The following is a 15,546-nucleotide window of genomic DNA, read 5'->3' on the forward strand; positions in this document are numbered from 1 at the left end:
GCTGTTCGTGGTGCATCGGAAAAGCTCGCGAGGCAAGCTCGCTCCTACAGCGTCTCTGGTTTCTTATTTCCTGGCGATGATCACTGCGCGCATCGGCGCCGGCAGGCCTTCGACGGTTTTGCCGGGGTCGTTCGGGTCCAGGTAGTCGCTCAGGGACTGGAACTTCATCCACTCAGTCGCCCGTTGTTCTTCTACGGTGGTGGTGCTTACGTCCACGCAGCGTACGTCGCTGAAACCGGCACGGCGCAGCCAGCGCTCCAGCGCCGGGATCGACGGCAGGAACCACACGTTGCGCATTTGCGCATAGCGGTCTTCAGGCACCAGCACCTGATTGACGTCGCCTTCAATGACCAGGGTTTCCAGCACCAGTTCGCCACCCTTGACCAGGCAATCCTTGAGGGCCAGCAAGTGTTCGATCGGCGAGCGGCGGTGGTAAAACACGCCCATGGAAAACACGGTGTCGAAACCTTCCAGGTTCGGCGGCAGGTCTTCAAACGGGAAGGGCAGGTGCCAGGCAGCTTCTTGTTGCAGGAAGCGCTGCACGGCCTGGAACTGGCAGAAGAACAACCAGTTCGGATCAACCCCGATCACGCTATGGGCGCCGGCGCCGAGCATGCGCCACATGTAGTAACCGTTGCCGCAACCGACATCGAGGATGCGTTTGTGCTTGAGGTTGATATGCGGTGCGACCCGTGACCACTTCCAGTCCGAGTGCCATTCGGTGTCGACGTGTACGCCGAACAGGTCGAACGGTCCTTTGCGCCACGGCGACAGGCCCATCAGTGCCTGACGCATTTGCGTGCGGGTTGCATCGTCGCAGTCGGTGTCCAGGGTCAGGCCGTTGAGCAGGTCGATCTCGGTCGGCTTCACGTCGGGCAAGGCATCCAGCGCGCTTTGCCAGCGCTCCAGGTCGCCGTGGCCTTTCTCCATTTTGACATCGAGCTGCGCTTGCAGAGTGTTGGCCCATGCAGCCAGTGGAGTGCCGGCCAGACGCCGGGCGAGGGGGGAAAGATCAATCATGGCAAGGCAATCAACGAGGCAAAGTTAAGACACTGGAACCACGGCACGACTTTCGAGAACCCGGCCGCCAGCAGGCGCTCGCGGTGTTCTTCGAGGCTGTCGGGCTTCATGACGTTTTCGATGGCGCTGCGCTTTTGCGCGATTTCCAGATCGCTGTAGCCATTGGCACGCTTGAAGGCAACGTGCAAATCGGTGAGCAGGGCGTGTTCCTCGGGATCATTGAAGCGCAGCTTCTCCGAGAGGATCAGTGCGCCGCCGGGCAGCAATGACTGGCGAATCCGTGCGAGCAGGGCCAGGCGCTGTTCGGGGGCGATAAATTGCAGGGTGAAGTTCAATGCCACCACCGAGGCGGGCTTGAACTCCAGCGCCAGGATGTCGCCTTCAATCACATCAACCGGCAGCAACTCCTGGAACATCGAGTTCTGGGCGTTGAGGTATTCGCGGCAACGCTCGACCATGGCTGGCGAGTTATCCACCGCAATCACCTGGCAACCTTCACTGCGTACATGTCGGCGCAGGGCCTGGGTGACGGCACCCAACGAGCAGCCCAGGTCGTACAGGACACTGTCGGGCTGAGCGAACTGGGCAGCAAGCACACCAAGGTTTTCGACAATGGTCGGGTAGCCCGGCACCGAGCGCTTGATCATGTCCGGGAACACCCGCACCACGTCCTCGTTAAAGGCGAAGTCCGGCACCTGGGCCAGGGGCTGGGCGAAAATACGGTCAGGTTCTTTGCTCACGACGGTTCCGGCGCTGGAATATTTGAAGGGCGCGCATTTTAGCCAAGTTGGCGCCGGGATGCGCGGTCTGTCTGATAAACCGCGCATCTTCAACGCGCCGGGGCGCCAGCCTGTCAGTGATCGCGTTTGCTCTGGCTAAACGCCGAGGCGGCAATACCCCATTGCCCGAGCCAGTAAGTGAGAATGATCAGGTAGGGCGCAGCATCGAACGACAGCACAAAACGGTTGATTCCGATCATGCTGTCGGAGGCGACGAATGCCAGCGCCCCGGCCGCTGCCAGCCACGCCGAGCGCCCGGGTACGCCACTGCCCAGCCGGGCCAGCGCGCGCCAGAGCATGGCGCTGATGGTCAGGGCGTAAATGCAGACCGGGATCAACAAGTCCCCCAATCCCTTGGCTGCCATCACGCTCAGCAGACTGATGCCTGCCAGTAACGCCAATGCCAGTGCCGGCAGCGCCGGGCGGCGGCAGTCCACCAGGTAGGCCTTGAGGTAAGCCAGGTGGGCAAACAAAAACGCGCCCAGGCCATATACAAACAGGTCCACCGGCCAGGCCAGCAGTATGTCGCCGAGCAGGGAAAACATCAGGCCGATGCTGATCCAGCGCCGATAGGCACTGGGCGGTGCATCCTGCAGCCAGCCGAGCAGGGCCAGCACCGGGACGGCTTTGCTGATCAGACACAGGAGCGTGGCGTGCATGCTCAGGCCGTACAGGTACGCGCCGGCACCCATGACCGCGAGAATCAGCCATGGCATGTCAGTTCACCGTGATCTGGCAATCGAATGTTTGCGCGGGTTCGGCTTCTGGCTCCCAGGGCTGCTGAGAGGTCAGGCGCAGGCGCCCGTTGCCGGTGGCAAATGCCTGAAAGCGCCAGGTCGATTGCCCGCCGCTTCCCAGTAACTGGCCGTTGTCGGTGCTGCTGTAAACCTCAGGGCTCAGGCTGCGCAGAATGCCCCCGGCAGAGTCCTGAATCGCCCAGCGGTAACCCGTGGTGGGATTGCTTGGCAGCGACAGGGTCAAATTTTGCCCGTTGTGCAGTTGTATCGGACAGTCGCTTTGATCTTCAACGGTGAGGTTGTTCGCAGGCGGGTGCGCACAGGCTGTCAGCAGGCTGAGGCTGAGCAGTGAGAGGATACGTGCATGGGGCATTGATGGCTCCGGTCAGACGAATACAAGGGCGCAGCATAACCCATGATTCCCGTAGCTTCCTGTAGTCGCTGACGAGGCACGGGGCTTCAGTCAGGGGGGGCTTGCTGCGCCGTCTATCGCAGCCCCGTACCTCGTCAGCGACGCCACGGCGTTCGGGTGTGGTAACGACCCGATTGCCGTAGCCGCTGGCGAGTGAAATGAGCCTGCAGTAAGGGCCGGAAAATTCTCCCTTGTTTCAGAACAGTACTTTGGCCACATCGGCAAAGCGCTTGGCGAAATGCACGGTGATGCCCTCTTTCAGGTAGTCCGGCAGCTCCTCAAAGTTGCCCCGGTTAGGTTCGGGCAGAATCAACTCGTGAATTTTCTGCCTGCGTGCCGCAATCACTTTTTCACGCACGCCGCCAATCGGTAACACGTACCCGGTCAGCGTCAGCTCGCCGGTCATGGCGATGCCTTTTTTCGGTGCCTGATTGCGGGCCAGCGATAACAGGGCACTGGCCATGGTCACACCGGCACTCGGACCGTCCTTGGGCGTCGCACCTTCCGGCACGTGCAAGTGCACAAAGGCTTCATCGAAGAAGCGCGGGTCGCCGCCAAATTTCTGCAGATTGGCGCTGATGTAGCTGTAGGCAATTTCGGCCGACTCTTTCATCACATCCCCCAGCTGTCCGGTCAGCTTGAAGCCGCGATTGAGGGTGTGGATGCGGGTTGCCTCGATCGGCAGGGTGGCGCCGCCCATGCTGGTCCAGGCCAGACCGGTAATGACTCCGGTGCCGCTGATGACCTGCTCGTTACGAAACGGCGGCATACCCAGCGAAGCTTCGAGATCCCTGGGCCCGATCTTGATCACAGCCTCGGGATCATCCAGCAACTTGACCACCGCTTTGCGTACCAGCTTGCCCAGCTGTTTTTCCAGCTGGCGCACCCCGGCTTCACGGGCGTAGCCGTCGATCACGGCACGCAGGGCACTGTCGCTGATGCTCAGGCTGTTTTTTGATACCCCGGCTTTCTCCAGTTGCTTGGGCCACAGGTGGCGCTTGGCAATGGCGATCTTTTCTTCGGTGATGTAACCGGAGAGGCGAATCACTTCCATACGGTCGAGCAATGGCCCGGGGATCGAGTCCAGGGTGTTGGCGGTACACACGAACAGCACTTTGGACAGGTCCAGGCGCAGGTCCAGATAGTGGTCGAGGAAATCGACGTTTTGCTCCGGATCAAGGGTTTCGAGCAACGCCGAGGCCGGGTCGCCCTGGAAGCTCTGGCCCATCTTGTCGATCTCGTCGAGCATGATCACCGGGTTCATCACTTCGACGTCTTTCAGTGCCTGTACCAGCTTGCCCGGCTGGGCGCCGATGTAGGTGCGCCGGTGGCCCTTGATCTCGGCTTCATCGCGCATGCCGCCAACGCTGAAGCGATAGAACGGGCGCCCCAGGGATTCGGCAATGGATTTGCCGACGCTGGTTTTACCCACCCCGGGAGGGCCGACCAACAGCACGATCGAGCCGCTGACCGAGCCTTTGTAGGCACCTACGGCCAGAAACTCGAGGATACGGTTTTTAATATCATCGAGCCCGGCATGGTGGGCATCGAGCACTTTTCGCGCGTGCTTGAGGTCGAGCTTGTCCTGACCGAACACGCCCCACGGCACCGCTGTCGCCCAGTCCAGATAATTGCGGGTCACCGCGTATTCGGGCGATCCGGTTTCCAGAATCGACAGCTTGTTCATTTCTTCGTCGATGCGTTTTTGTGCCTGGGGGGGCAGGGTCTTGCCCTCAAGACGTTGCTTGAACTGCTCGATATCGGCGCTGCGATCATCCTTGGTCAGTCCCAGTTCCTGCTGGATCACCTTGAGCTGTTCCTTGAGGAAGAACTCGCGTTGATGCTCGCCGATCTTGAGATTGACCTCGGCCGAAATTTCTTTTTGCAGCCGCGCGACTTCGACTTCCTTGCGCAGCATCGGCAGGACTTTTTCCATGCGCTTGAGTATCGGTACGCAATCGAGCACTTCTTGCAGCTCGTTGCCGGTGGCCGAGGTCAATGCCGCGGCAAAGTCGGTAAGCGGCGACGGGTCATTCGGACTGAAGCGATTGAGATAGTTTTTCAGCTCTTCGCTGTACAGCGGGTTGAGCGGTAGCAACTCCTTGATCGCGTTGATCAGCGCCATGCCGTACGCCTTCACCTCGTCGGTGGGGGCGGTATTTTCTTTCGGGTATTCAACCTCCACCAGATACGGTGGACGGTGGTGCTTGAGCCACATGCTGATGCGTACGCGGGTCAGGCCCTGGGCCACGAACTGCAGTTTGCCGTTTTCGCGGCTGGCGTGATGCACCTTCACCAGCGTGCCGTATTCCGGGAGGCTGGAGGTGTCGAAGTGGCGGGGATCATCGGGAGGGGTGTCGACAAAAAACAGCGCCAGCGAATGATGCGGCGACTTGCTGACCAGCTCCAGGGTTTCGGCCCAGGGCTCTTCATTGACGATGACCGGCAACACTTGCGCCGGGAAGAACGGCCGATTGTGAATCGGGATGATGTAAACCTTGTCCGGCAGATTCTGCCCCGGCAAGGCCAGCTCAGTACCTGCAGCGTGTTCGGTTGATTCGGTCTCGGTGTGCTCTACATCGGTGTACTCAGTTGTATTGTCCGGGAATTCTTGCTGGTCGCTCATGGGGCACCTGCGCAATTGGGTATGTGTCTTAGATGGGGCGTATTGCCAGTGGTTTCAAGGTGAAGGGTTTTTCATCATCAGGGGCATGGGCCGGTGGCAGCCCCGGGCCCCGGGATTGTCATGGTTCCAGGCGGATTCGCAGGCACAAAAAAAGGCGGCCATCTCGCGATGGCCGCCTTTCCCGGAACCGGCTGTAAGCTTACTCAGACAGTTTAAACGCTACCACGTAGTCACCTTGCTTGGTGCCCAGCGAGCCGTGGCCGCCAGCGACAACGAGCACATACTGGGTGCCGTCCTTGCCGGTGTAGGTCATCGGTGTGGCTTGACCGCCAGCAGGCAGGCGACCTTCCCACAGCAGCTTGCCGTTGCTTACATCGTAAGCGCGCAAGTACTGGTCAAGGGTACCGCTGAGGAAGGCTACACCACCGGCAGTGGTGAAGGTCCCGCCCAGGCTTGGAACACCCATTGGCAGTGGCAGTGGAACCGGCGAGCTGTCACGCACGGTGCCGTTTTTGTGTTTCCAGATCAGCTGGTTGTTGGTCAGGTCGACTGCAGCCACATAACCCCAGGACGGAGCCTGGCAAGGCAAGCCCAGTGGCGACAGCAGCGGCTCGAGGATGACCCCGTACGGAGCGCCCTCGTTAGGTTGCACGCCTTCGGTTTCACTGACACGCGGACCCAGTGCAGCAATTTCTTCACGGGGGATCAGCTTGGAAGTGAACGCCATGTAGCTCGGGTTCAGGAAGGCGATCTGGCGAACCGGATCAACCGAGATGCCGCCCCAGTCAAACACGCCGAAGTTGCCTGGATACACGATGGAACCTTGCAGCGATGGCGGGGTGTACATGCCGTCATAACGCAGGGATTTGAAGTTGATCCGGCACAGCATCTGGTCGAACGGGGTAACGCCCCACATGTCGCGCTCGGTCAGATCCGGCGGGCTCAGGTTCAGGTCCGAGCGAGGCTGGGTTGGCGAGGTGTGGTCACCCTTGACCGCATCGCCAGGTGCTGGCACTTCATGGATCGGTACGATGTCTTCGCCAGTGCGACGGTCCAGCACGTAGATGCTGCCTTGCTTGGTCGAAGCCAGCAGTGCCGGTTTCACGCCATCGGCTGTTTTCATGTCCATCAGGGTCGGTTGACCACCAACGTCCATGTCCCACAGGTCATGGTGAGTGAACTGACGGGTCCAGCGAACTTTACCGGTATTGATGTCCAGAGCAGTCACGCCTGCGCTGTACTTCTCGGAGTCCTCGGTACGGTCGCCGCCATATTGGTCAGGCATCTGGTTGCCCATCGGCAGGTAAAGCATGCCGAGGTTTTCGTCCACTGCGAACATCGACCACATGTTGGGCGAGTTGCGAGTGTAGGTTTTGCCTTCGGCAATCGGCGTGGTGTCGTCCGGGTTGCCGCTGTCCCAGTTCCATACCAGTTTGCCGGTACGTACGTCGTACGCGCGGATCACGCCGGATGGCTCGTTGGTGGACAGGTTATCGGTTACGTGACCACCAATCACAACCAGGTCTTTGGTCACGGCAGGTGGCGAGGTGGAGTAGTAGCCACCCGGAGTGAAGTCACCGATGTTGTGGCGCAGGTCAACCTGGCCATGGTCACCGAAGTCTTCACACATTTTACCGGTGTCGGCATTGATGGCGATCAGACGGGTGTCGGCAGTCGGCACGAACAGACGACGCGGGCACGAGTTGCTCGCAGTAGCGGCCGCAGGCTCGGCAGGGCTTTGTTCACTGCCGGCTTTGGCGTAGGCCGCTTCGTCGTGATAGCTCACGCCACGGCAAGTCATGTGCGCCCAACCTTTGAAGTTGGCCTCGTTCATGGTGCTGATCTTCGGATCGAAGCGCCAGATTTCCTTGCCGGTATCCGGGTCAAGGGCAATCACCTGGCTGTGTGGGGTACACACGTACAGCATGCCGTTGACTTTCAGCGGAGTGTTTTCGGCAGTGGTTTCGCCGGGATCGCCAGCGCCAGGAATGTCACCGGTGCGGTATGTCCAGGCTGGAACCAGCTTGTGGGCATTCTGCGGGGTGATTTCTTTCAGCGGCGAGTAGCGGTCGCCATGGGCAGTACGACCGTAGGACTGCCAGTCACCATCGGGCATGGCCGGAGCGGTGTTGGTCATGCCAGGTACGGCATCACGGTCCAGCTGGCCTTTGATTTCACCCGGGCTGGTGAACTGGCTGGCCAGTGCAGCGGCACCGGCAAGCACTACGGCAACGCCCAGCGCGCCGGTAGCAACCGGAGCTGGCTGACCGCGCAGCAGTGGACGACGAAACCATGGCAGCAGCAACACGATGCCGATGGCAAACCACAGCGCCAGACGCGGCACTAACTGCCACCAGTCCAGACCGACTTCCATCAGCGCCCAGACGGTGCTTGCAAACAGCACCAGCGCGTACAGACCCAGCGCCGCGCGGCGCCCGGCAATCAGCAGCGCGCCGGACAAGCCAAAGCCGATACCGGCCAGCAGGTAATAACTCGACCCGCTGAGCGTCAACAGCTTGATACCCCCGACCAACATGGCCAGGCCCATTAGCAGCAGCAAGATACCGAGTAGGCTTGGTAGCAAGCGGCCTCGACTGAAAGCACCATCAGTGCTCATAGTGTGGTTCTCCGTTACGTTAGAGGTGTTCCCGCGCAGGCTGCCTTTGAAGGACGATTCGAGGCGGGGATGATTCATCGAAATAGGTTCTTTGTTGCTCGTTTCAAACACGGGACTTGCAGCTCGTTCCTCAGAACGAGCTTTGAATTTTCAAACCGCCGATCAGGGCGTCATCTACCTTGCTGACGCCGCCGGGGTGGCGGATGTACTGCAGGTTCGGTCGAACGGTCAGCCAATTGGTGACATGCACGCCGTAATAAAGCTCGGCGCTGTACTCGGTATCCTGGGGCGGCAGGTAGTCCGGGTTATCGAAATCGTAGAGGGCGCGGGCCTGATTGGTGGCCTGGGCATTTTTGCGGTAGGCCGGGTTGACATGCACCCGGGCCATGGCGAAACCGATGTCGTCTTTGGGGCGCGCATCGAACACGCCTTTGTAGATGAGACCTGCCTGAACATAGTTGTCCACGGCGTTGGTTTTCTTGTCGTGAGCGGTGGCATTGGCAAAAACACTCAACCCCCTTGACTGGTCGCTGGCGCGGGAAGTGAGCTGTTGTTGCACGCCCAGCCACATCCCGTTTTTGCTTGAACTGCTGCGATATGCTTCGCCGGTTAACGCGGCCGGTTGGCCATTTACATCTTTGTAAACATTTGTTGCCTTGGCATTACTGTAGTAGTAACCCGCCCGATATTCCCCTGGCAGGCCATTAATTTTTGGCGTCCACACCAGTTCGATCGGCAGCACCGCGCCTTGTGTACCGCTGCCGCTGAGCTTGAAGCCATTGCCGCGATCCAGGTTCGAAGGGTTCTGCTCATAGGCGCCGACCTGTGCATACAACTCGGGCGTCAGGTGGTATTTGACCCGCAGCGCCCACTGGCTGACCGGCCAGTTGTACCAGATGCTGCCGGCCCAGTTGCCGACCTGGGAGCCGCAGAAAGCCAGGTTCTGGAAGTCGCAGGGGAAGGTGTTGAAGTCTTCGCCTTGACCGAAACGACCGACCTTGATGTCGAGTTTCTGATCGAAAAATTTCTGCTGGTACCACATCTGCGTCAGGCGGGTGGTCTGGCCACGGCCCCAGACTTCCTGGGCCGAAGTGAAGCCGCCCACACGCGGATCGTTGATCCGGTCATTACTGATGTTGTTACCGCTGCGTTGGGTAATGGTCAGCTGAAATTCAGCGTCGTTCCAGCCCAGAATCTTCTGCAAGTCCAGATGCGTGCCCAGGCCGAACTGATCGCTGTAGCGCGCAGTGCGGTCATGGTCATAGCCGCCATGCAGGTTCGAACCCACTTCGCCGACATAGTCCAGGGAGAACGCATAGCCCTGTTTTTCAAGCTCGCTTCGCGTGCCGCCCCAGTCGCCGAGCATCCATTTGGAGTCGCTGTCGAAAGCCGGGGCCGCCTGCACGCTGGAGGCAAGGCCCAAAACAGCCAGGGAACCGAGCAGGCTCAGGGCCTTTTGCCCGGCAATAGGGCGTCGTGCGCCGGGTTTGCGCAAAATCTGAAATGTAGACATGGTCGAGATGTAGGTCTTTATAAATACGGCTATGGCAGTGGGTAGCGCTGTCTTTGGAGGCAGGATTAGCACTTGGAGATTTGAAGGCAGAGTGAATCGATTCAGCCTTCGATGGGGAAATGATAAAGCCCCGAAACGTTTAGAAACAGCACTTTAAGTGACATGGATCATTTCTGATTCGGTAACAGTGTGCTGCGACCGTTCGTCCCAGAGGCTTTTTGCCTCATGTTTGAGGCGGATAGCGGTATATGCGGACCAGATTTTTATTGAGAAGCGTCGAAATAATAAGGCCCCGGGCGGGGCGCAAATGGATATTTAAGGGTGGGAGCTGGCTTGGGCACTGGTGACATGGATCATTTCTGATTCAGTAACAGTGCGCTGCAATCGTTCGGCCCAGAGGCTTTTTGCCTCATGTTTGAATGTGGGAGCTGGCTTGCCAGCGATGCAGGCGACCCTGTTTCCCTGCGCAAGCGCGGTGCAGCCATCGCCGGCAAGCCGGCTCCCACAGGAGATTGGGCATTAAGTGGCATGGGTCATTTTCGGTAACAGTGCGCTGCGCCCGCTCGGCCCAGGGGCTTTTTGCCTCATGTTTGAGTGGTGGGAGCTGGCTTGCCAGCGATGCAGGCGACGCTGTTTTCCTGCGCAAGCGCAGTACAGCCATCGCCGGCAAGCCGGCTCCCACAGGAGATTGGGCATTAAGTGGCATGGATCATTTTCGGTAACAGTGCGCAGCGCCCGTTCGTACCAGGGGTTTTTGGCCTCATGTTTGAATGGTGGGAGCTGGCTTGCCAGCGATGCAGGCGACCCTGTTTGCCTGCGCAAGCGCAGTGCAGCCATCGCCGGCAAGCCGGCTCCCAAAGGATTGGGCACTAAGTGGCATGGATCATTTTCGGTATCAGTGCGCAGCGCCCGTTCGGCCCAGGGGCTTTTTGCCTCATGTTTGAATGGTGGGAGCTGGCTTGCCAGCGATGCAGGGAATGCTGTTTCCCTGCACAGGTGCAGTGCAGTCATCGCCGGCAAGCCGGCTCCCACAGGAGATTGGGCACTAAGTGGCATGGATTATTTTCGGTAACAGTGCGCTTCGCCCGTTCGGCCCAGGGGCTTTTTGCCTCATGTTTGAATGGTGGGAGCTGGCTTGCCAGCGATGCAGGTGACCCTAGTACAGCCATCGCCGGCAAGCCGGCTCCCACAAGATTGGGTACAGAGGCGAGAGCGCTAGAAGGTGGTACGCAGGCCGACCTCTATCCCTCGCCCCGGAGCAGGGGCAATATCACGCAAAATCGAGCTGGCATAACGCACTGTCTGGTTGGTTAGGTTGTCGCCTTTGACGAACGCCAGCCATTGGCTGCTGCCCACATCAAAGTGATAGCCGGCACTGGCGCCCAGGGTGGTGTAGCCGTCGGTACCGGACTCATTGGCCGGAACTCGCCCCTGATTGCTGGCATGTTCGACATCGATCCGTGCCTGCCAGCGATCCAGCTCCCACAGCAGGCCACTGCTCAGGCGCAGCGGGGCGATTCGTGGCAAGGCTTCACCGGTGTCGAGGTTGGTGGCGCGGGTGTAGTCACCCGACAGTTCAAGTGCGAACTTGCCGTAGGCACTTTCCCCGAGCGTCCAATGATCCTTGGCTTCGAAACCTGTGAAACGAGCCCGTACTCCGGAGTAGGTGTACTCCGGTATGCCGTCCGCATCGGGCTGACCTTCGTCGTTCAGGGTGCGACCTGTACCCAGCAGGCCGATGTAATTGGAGAAGTGGCTGTAAAACACGCCGAAGCTGCCTTTGTGGGTGCCGTTGTCAAAGCGCAGGGCCAGGTCGCTGGACACGGCTTTTTCTTTGGACAGACTGGCGTTGCCCACCTCATAGGTGCCGGTGGCAACGTGGGCACCGTTGGCGTAAAGCTCGTAGAAGGTCGGTGCGCGTTCGGTGTAGCCGAGGGTGGCGGCCAGCGACCAAATGGGGGTGAGGGTAAACACGGCGCCTGACGACAGGCTGGCGGCGGTGAAGCTTTTGGAACTGTCAGCGGCAGAAAAACGCTCGTTACCCTTGGCATCCGGGTCCACCACGGTATGTTCCAGGCGCCCGCCGAGGCTGAGTTTCAGCCTGTCAGTGGCCTGCAGTTCTTCGAGAATAAACAGCGCGCCGCTGTTGGTGTCGGTCTGCGGCACGAAAGCTTCCTCGCCCAGCGCCGAGAATTCGTTGCGATTGGCCTGCGCGCCGATCACCCCGTTCAACGGCCCGAGCGGCAGGTGACGGGCTTCGACCCGGGCTTCGTAGCCCTTGTTCTTGAAGGTGGTACCCACTTCACCCCCTTCGATTTCGCGATGCTCGTAATCGGTGTACCCGGCATTCAGTTTCAGGGCGCTGAACGGCCCTTGCAGGTTGCGTATTTCCGAGGCGAAAGCGTAATGGTCCTGCTTCATGCGGATGCGTACGTCCTGCTCTGCAGGCGAGCCGTAATTGGCGTCGTAAGTGCTGTAGGACAACCCGGCGTAACCGTCATCCCAGGTGTAGGAACCGCCCAAGGCACCGCCATCCTGACGGCCGTTACTGTTACCCAGGCGGCCCCTTTTATTATCGTCGTCGTCACTTTGCGGGGCGTGCCGGCTGCGGGCCTCGCCCGGAATTTTCAGGTCATTGAACTCGCGGGCGTTGGCATCCAGGTGCAAGGCGAAAGTGCCATCGCCAGCTTCCAGTTTGCCTGCACTGCTGCGGGTGGTTGCGGCGCCGCCATAACGCAGTTCACCGGCGCCATGAATTCCGTCGATGGCTTCAGTCGGGATGCGGTTGTCGAAGGTGTTGACCACGCCGCCGATGGCATTGCCGCCATAGAGTAGAGCCGCCGGGCCACGGACGATTTCGATCCGCTCAACATTGACCGGGTCCAGTGGCACCGCGTGGTCGTATGACAGCGACGAGGCATCCAGCGCGCCGACACCATTGCGCAGGATGCGGATCCGGTCGCCATCCAGTCCGCGAATGATTGGTCGGCTGGCGCCCGGGCCGAAGTAGGACGAAGACACGCCGGGCTGTTTGTTCAGGGTTTCCCCCAGGCTGCCTTGCTGTTGCAGGGTCAGGTCGTCGCCCTCCAGCACCGTGGTCGGCGAGGCCAGCTGGCTGCTGCCCAGAGGATTGCCGGTAATCACTTGGGGTTGCAGTTCGAGGGCATAGGCCGGGGAGGCGATGAGCAGTGCGGTGGCCAGCGGCGTCAGGCGCAGGCGCAGGCGTCGCAGGTTACGTGGGAAAGCAGGGGCGGACATTGCAGGTTCCTTGGCAAGGGGCAGGGGAGGACAGGGGGCGCTGAGCGCTCTTTGAGTGGCAAGTTATAGTTACAATATAACATTGCTTTAATGGTCGCCAAGCGGAACTTTCATTTGGCCGTCAGGTCACCGCTAGACTGGCTGCATAGCGAATGCTCTTCCCCCTGAGCAGGTGCTCGGCTAAGGTGCGCGACTTTCCTCTATTGCTTAAAAGGCTCGGCATGACTGAACCCAACAACAACCCATTGCACGGCGTGACGCTGGAACAGATCCTCACTGCGCTGGTGGCGCATTACGAGTGGGAAGGGCTGGCCGAGCGCATTGATATTCGCTGCTTCAAGAGCGACCCGAGCATCAAGTCGAGTCTGACCTTCTTGCGTAAAACGCCCTGGGCGCGGGAAAAGGTCGAAAAGCTGTATGTGAAATACGCCCGTACCAAACGCGAACTTTGACAGACCCATGAACGCAACCGCGATGGGATTGAGCGAAGCCCGGCAGCGCATGCTATGCAGACTGGTGGCGATACTGGGATGGATCGGGCTGGCCATTCAGCTTGATCTGGTGCTGTTTGCGCGCTGGACATCGGGAGCGAGTCTGGTGGGGGGGCTGGTGGCCTACTTCAGTTTTTTCACCATCCTCAGCAACACCCTGGCCGCGACAGTGTTGACCTTTGCCGCTGGCACGCGAAATGCCACAGGCAAGGGGTTTTTCCTGCAGCCCTGGGTCAGCAGCGGCATTGCCGTGAGCATTATCGTGGTGGGTGTGGCGTATAGCCTGCTGCTGCGCCAGCTCTGGCAACCGCAGGGCCTGCAATGGCTGGCCAATGAAGTGCTGCACGACGTAATGCCGGTGCTGTTCACGTTGTACTGGTGGTTCTGCGTACCCAAAGGGTCGCTGCGCCTGAGCCATATCGGGCTATGGGTTTTGTACCCCGCGCTGTATTTCGCCTACATCCTGTTGCGCGGTCACTTGCTGGGCACGTACCCGTATCCGTTTGTTGACGTTGAAACCCTTGGTTATGCACAGGTGTTCGTAAATGCCTGCGGGATTCTGGCGGGGTTTGTGCTGGTGGCGCTGGTTGTCGTGGGGCTGGATCGCTGGCGCGGCCGAACAACCCTGTTGTTGTAGGAGCGAGCTGATGGTGCCTGGAAGCGCTCGCTCCTGCAGGTCAGGCAGGGCTATTCTTCTGAACTGCTGTCCAGCCGCCAGTAGCCTGCAGCCTTGACGAATTCTTCATCCAGCCCGTGGCTATCCAGCAACACTCTGCGCACTTTGCGCGACAACGCTGTTTCGGTAGCGACCCAGGCATAGAGCTTGCCTTGTGGAACGCTCAGTCCTTCGACGATCTCCAGCAAGTTGTTTGAGCCGTCGCGGTGAACCCAGATCACTTCCACTGAGGCTGCGCTGTTCAAAGCCTGCTCTTCAGCGGCGTTCTCCACCTCGACCACCACCAGGGCGCGACGATTGGCGGGCAGTTCTTCCAGGCGCCTGGCAATTGCTGGCAACGCGGTTTCGTCGCCGATCAGCAAGTAGCTGTCGAACATGTCCGGTACTACCATCGAGCCCCGCGGACCCCCGATATACAACGATTGCCCCGGGCTGGCCTGAGCCGCCCAGGTGGCTGCCGGGCCGTCACCGTGCAAAACAAAATCGATGTCCAGCTCAAGTGTGTCCAGGTCATAGCGACGCGGGGTGTAGTCGCGCATCGGTGGCATGGTCTTGCTCTTCATGCCTGCACTCAATTCCAGATTTTCCAGGGTCGCCAGTTCCTCGGCGGTCTGCGGGAAAAACAGTTTGACGTGGTCGTCGCTGCCCAGGCTGATAAAGCCTGTGAGCTCAGGGCCACCCAGGGTGATGCGGCGCATGCGCGGGGTCAGGTCGACCACCCGCAGCACTTCAAGTTTACGACGTTTGATTTCGTGGGTGACCCGGTGAATGGTCCGGGTATCAGCGGTATTCATTGAGCATCCTCCTGTGCGGTAACAGGGCCGTCGACTATGGCTTTGGCAGTGTTGTTGAGCAAATCGCGGACCCGCACAATTTCTGCCGGGCTCCAGCGACCGTGATGCATTTGCAGGGCGTGGCGCAGGTTGTGCACCGCTTCGTGGATTTCTGCCGGACGATCATGGCCGCGCAGTGAGCGCTTGCTGACCTCGATGCGCATACGCACGCCATCCAGGGCAATGGCCTGATCCGTCAGGGACTGGCGACCCAGGTCGGTCACGCAATAGCGTTTTTTCCCGCCCTCAGCATCGCCCTGGATCATTTCGCTTTCTTCAAGGAAGGTCAGGGTCGGGTAGATCACACCGGGGCTGGGGCTATAGGCGCCGTCGAACATGGTTTCGATCTGGCGGATCAGGTCGTAGCCGTGGCAAGGCTGCTCGGCAATCAGGGCCAGCAGCAGCAATTTCAAATCGCCAGGTGCAAATACCCGTGGGCCGCGGCCACCGCGTTCGCGGCCTGAGCGTTTTTCGAAACTGTCCGGGCCCGCGCCATGGTCGCGGTGATGGGGATGATGTTCTCTCATTTCTCTTAGTCCTCTCTGCAAGTTAGATACAACTTAAGATATATCTTAAGAAGAGCG

12 protein-coding genes are annotated in these 15,546 nt (G+C 59.8%); 2 read left to right on the forward strand and 10 right to left on the reverse strand.

Annotated elements, in window-relative coordinates; translation table 11 throughout:
• Positions 1–63 precede the first annotated feature (63 nt).
• From cmoB to B195_RS04785, 8 genes are all read right to left on the reverse strand, one after another.
• Positions 64–1,020 carry a tRNA 5-methoxyuridine(34)/uridine 5-oxyacetic acid(34) synthase CmoB gene (gene cmoB, locus B195_RS04745; RefSeq protein WP_003443286.1) on the reverse strand — a complete coding sequence of 319 codons (957 nt, stop codon included), beginning with the start codon at positions 1,018–1,020 and terminating at the stop codon, positions 64–66.
• Positions 1,017–1,760, reverse strand: a complete 744-nt coding sequence (cmoA, locus tag B195_RS04750; protein WP_003443285.1) for a carboxy-S-adenosyl-L-methionine synthase CmoA — start codon at positions 1,758–1,760, stop codon at positions 1,017–1,019. The genes cmoB and cmoA overlap by 4 nt, the downstream gene beginning before the upstream one ends.
• A gap of 113 nt (positions 1,761–1,873) precedes the next feature.
• Positions 1,874–2,515 carry a lysoplasmalogenase gene (locus B195_RS04755; protein WP_003443283.1) on the reverse strand — a complete coding sequence of 214 codons (642 nt, stop codon included), beginning with the start codon at positions 2,513–2,515 and terminating at the stop codon, positions 1,874–1,876.
• A 1-nt stretch (position 2,516) separates the two neighbouring features.
• Complete coding sequence (locus tag B195_RS04760) at positions 2,517–2,909, reverse strand: protease inhibitor I42 family protein (protein WP_003443281.1); 393 nt, start codon at positions 2,907–2,909, stop codon at positions 2,517–2,519.
• A gap of 235 nt (positions 2,910–3,144) precedes the next feature.
• Positions 3,145–5,574: an endopeptidase La gene (gene lon, locus B195_RS04765; RefSeq protein ID WP_003443279.1), complete on the reverse strand. Its 2,430-nt coding sequence runs from the start codon at positions 5,572–5,574 to the stop codon at positions 3,145–3,147.
• Positions 5,575–5,773: 199 nt separating this feature from the next.
• Positions 5,774–8,191 carry a glucose/quinate/shikimate family membrane-bound PQQ-dependent dehydrogenase gene (locus tag B195_RS04770; protein WP_003443277.1) on the reverse strand — a complete coding sequence of 806 codons (2,418 nt, stop codon included), beginning with the start codon at positions 8,189–8,191 and terminating at the stop codon, positions 5,774–5,776.
• Positions 8,192–8,321: 130 nt separating this feature from the next.
• Positions 8,322–9,704 carry a carbohydrate porin gene (locus B195_RS04775; RefSeq protein ID WP_167542001.1) on the reverse strand — a complete coding sequence of 461 codons (1,383 nt, stop codon included), beginning with the start codon at positions 9,702–9,704 and terminating at the stop codon, positions 8,322–8,324.
• Between the two features lie 1,215 nt (positions 9,705–10,919).
• Positions 10,920–12,962 (reverse strand): TonB-dependent receptor, encoded by a 2,043-nt coding sequence (locus B195_RS04785; RefSeq protein WP_003443275.1) that lies wholly within the window; start codon positions 12,960–12,962, stop codon positions 10,920–10,922.
• 221 nt (positions 12,963–13,183) lie between these two features.
• Here B195_RS04785 and B195_RS04790 point away from each other — a divergent pair, with 221 nt between their 5' ends.
• Together B195_RS04790 and B195_RS04795 are read left to right on the forward strand one after the other, a co-directional pair.
• On the forward strand, positions 13,184–13,414 hold the full coding sequence (locus B195_RS04790) for a VF530 family DNA-binding protein (protein ID WP_003443274.1): 231 nt from the start codon (positions 13,184–13,186) through the stop codon (positions 13,412–13,414).
• Between the two features lie 22 nt (positions 13,415–13,436).
• Entirely contained in the window at positions 13,437–14,090 is a 654-nt protein-coding gene (locus tag B195_RS04795; protein ID WP_003443272.1) for a Pr6Pr family membrane protein, read from the forward strand.
• Between the two features lie 50 nt (positions 14,091–14,140).
• Here the strand turns inward: B195_RS04795 and B195_RS04800 are convergent, their stop codons facing one another.
• The gene (locus B195_RS04800) at positions 14,141–14,923 is read right to left on the reverse strand and encodes a siderophore-interacting protein (RefSeq protein WP_003443268.1); all 783 of its coding nucleotides are present in this window, start codon (positions 14,921–14,923) and stop codon (positions 14,141–14,143) included.
• The gene (locus tag B195_RS04805; RefSeq protein WP_003443267.1) at positions 14,920–15,489 is read right to left on the reverse strand and encodes a PadR family transcriptional regulator; all 570 of its coding nucleotides are present in this window, start codon (positions 15,487–15,489) and stop codon (positions 14,920–14,922) included. The genes B195_RS04800 and B195_RS04805 overlap by 4 nt, the downstream gene beginning before the upstream one ends.
• Positions 15,490–15,546 lie beyond the last annotated feature (57 nt).

The sequence above is a fragment of the Pseudomonas sp. Lz4W genome (assembly GCF_000346225.2).
Taxonomy (GTDB): Bacteria; Pseudomonadota; Gammaproteobacteria; order Pseudomonadales; family Pseudomonadaceae; genus Aquipseudomonas; species Aquipseudomonas paraversuta.

Excerpts from the sequence above, each read along its gene's own strand:
- cmoB (WP_003443286.1), bottom strand. The coding sequence starts at position 1,020 with ATGATTGATCTTTCCCCCCTCGCCCGGCGTCTGGCCGGCACTCCACTG.
- B195_RS04755 (WP_003443283.1), bottom strand. The coding sequence starts at position 2,515 with ATGCCATGGCTGATTCTCGCGGTCATGGGTGCCGGCGCGTACCTGTAC.
- B195_RS04760 (WP_003443281.1), bottom strand. The coding sequence starts at position 2,909 with ATGCCCCATGCACGTATCCTCTCACTGCTCAGCCTCAGCCTGCTGACA.
- lon (WP_003443279.1), bottom strand. The coding sequence starts at position 5,574 with ATGAGCGACCAGCAAGAATTCCCGGACAATACAACTGAGTACACCGAT.
- B195_RS04770 (WP_003443277.1), bottom strand. The coding sequence starts at position 8,191 with ATGAGCACTGATGGTGCTTTCAGTCGAGGCCGCTTGCTACCAAGCCTA.
- B195_RS04775 (WP_167542001.1), bottom strand. The coding sequence starts at position 9,704 with ATGTCTACATTTCAGATTTTGCGCAAACCCGGCGCACGACGCCCTATT.
- B195_RS04785 (WP_003443275.1), bottom strand. The coding sequence starts at position 12,962 with ATGTCCGCCCCTGCTTTCCCACGTAACCTGCGACGCCTGCGCCTGCGC.
- B195_RS04790 (WP_003443274.1), top strand. The coding sequence starts at position 13,184 with ATGACTGAACCCAACAACAACCCATTGCACGGCGTGACGCTGGAACAG.
- B195_RS04795 (WP_003443272.1), top strand. The coding sequence starts at position 13,437 with ATGGGATTGAGCGAAGCCCGGCAGCGCATGCTATGCAGACTGGTGGCG.
- B195_RS04800 (WP_003443268.1), bottom strand. The coding sequence starts at position 14,923 with ATGAATACCGCTGATACCCGGACCATTCACCGGGTCACCCACGAAATC.
- B195_RS04805 (WP_003443267.1), bottom strand. The coding sequence starts at position 15,489 with ATGAGAGAACATCATCCCCATCACCGCGACCATGGCGCGGGCCCGGAC.